The 1,599-nt window shown below is 56.1% G+C and carries 2 protein-coding genes; one reads left to right on the top strand and one right to left on the bottom strand.

Annotated features, from left to right (window positions below; genetic code table 11):
* The coding region (locus tag FDW87_RS22710; RefSeq protein WP_252363198.1) for an MFS transporter at positions 1 to 750 on the bottom strand (750 nt) is incomplete at its 3' end.
* A gap of 99 nt (positions 751 to 849) precedes the next feature.
* Between FDW87_RS22710 and FDW87_RS14990 the strand changes: the two genes are divergently transcribed.
* On the top strand, positions 850 to 1,599 hold a 750-nt coding region (locus tag FDW87_RS14990; RefSeq protein ID WP_137379933.1), incomplete at its 3' end, for a helix-turn-helix domain-containing protein.

The raw sequence follows: 1,599 nt of genomic DNA, 5'->3' as shown, positions 1-1,599 counted from the left end.
CGAACCGGCCTGCGCTTCGCTGTAGCCGTGGCTGATTAAAATGGCGGGTAGCCAGCCAATGATCACGTAGTAGATAAGTGAATTGATCCCGAGAAACAGCGTCACCTGCCATGCGAGGCTCGAGCGCCAGATCGCGCGGGAATGCAAAGCGCGCGAGTTGCTCAAACTGGCATTGGCCGTCTGGCGACATTGGGGTAACCAGATAATCAGCGCCAGCAGCGGAAAGACCATCAGTACCATCAGCGCACCGCGCCAGCCAAACCCGTTCAGCGCCAGCGGAACCACAATAGCTGAACCCAGTGCCGCCGCTGCGCCCATAGTCAGCGAGTATGCGCCAGTGAGTTTTGCCACATGCTGAGCAAAATCACGCTTGATCAGCCCAGGTAACAGCACATTTCCCAGCGCGATTCCGCAACCAATGATAGCGGTGCCGCTAAACAGGAAACCTGGCGTGGGCAGCGAACGTATCGCAATACCTGCGCAAATCAGTAGCATTGCGGCAAACAGGCTGCGTTCGATACCCCAACGGCGTGCAACGGTGGCGGCCAGAGGCGATACCAGTGCGAAGGCCAGCAGCGGCAGGGTGGTCAGAAGTCCCGTCTGGGCGGTACTCAGGCCGTAGTCGGTGCGAATTGCATCCAGCAACGGGGCGGCTCCGGTAAAGGTGACGCGCAGCGTGGTGGCAATCATCAGGATCCCCGCGATCAGCCAGGCTGCGTTTTTGCCGCGGGAGGAAGGCATATTTGTCATTTTTTTCTCATATCGTCAGGCGAGGCGATACTTTAGCGTTTTTACTCAATGGATGAATCAAGCTAAAATGACAGTTTATCGCTAAAAACGGACATTTTTATGTTAGGACTGAGGCTGGATGGGTATGAGCCCGACCTTTACCACGATGCGGCGGTGGCGTTTTGTATACAAGCCCGGGAAGATGAACTCTTCAGTCCGCTGCATCAGCACCGTAAGGGGCAGTTGATTCTGGCCTTGCATGGCGCGATCACCTGTGAGGTTGAAAATGCTATGTGGATGGTGCCTCCACAATATGCGGTATGGATCCCCGGTGAAATTCCACACAGCAACCACGTTACCGTTGGAGCGCAACTGTGCTTTTTGTTTATTGAGCCGCAGGCAGTCGTGATGCCTGAACGCTGCTGCACCCTGAAAATCGCCCCGTTATGTCGGGAGCTCATTCTGGCGCTGGCGTCCAAAACGGATGATCAACGGCTGGAGCCGTCTACCCAGCGGCTGACACAAGTGCTATTTGATGAACTCCCGCAGCAGCCGCAGGAGCAAATGCAGTTGCCGGTTTCCGATCACCCGAAAATCCGCAGAATGGTCGCGACGATGGCGGGGGAGCCCGCGCAGTGGCAGACGCTGGGACAGTGGGCCAGCGTATTTGCGATGAGTGAGCGGAACCTTGCCCGTCTGGTCGTTAAAGAAACGGGGTTGAGTTTTCGCCGCTGGCGTCACCAGCTTCAATTGATTCTGGCGTTGCAGGCGCTGATAGATGGCCATAACGTGCAACAGGTTGCGCAAATGCTCGGTTACGATTCGACCACGGCATTTATCACCATGTTCAAAAAAGGCCTGGGACAGACG

Origin of the sequence: Citrobacter sp. wls826 (assembly GCF_005281245.1) — a bacterium.
In the GTDB taxonomy this organism is placed as follows: domain Bacteria; phylum Pseudomonadota; class Gammaproteobacteria; order Enterobacterales; family Enterobacteriaceae; genus Citrobacter; species Citrobacter braakii.
Note: the sequence above shows the minus strand (reverse complement) of the source record. Positions and strands in the feature narration are given on the sequence as shown.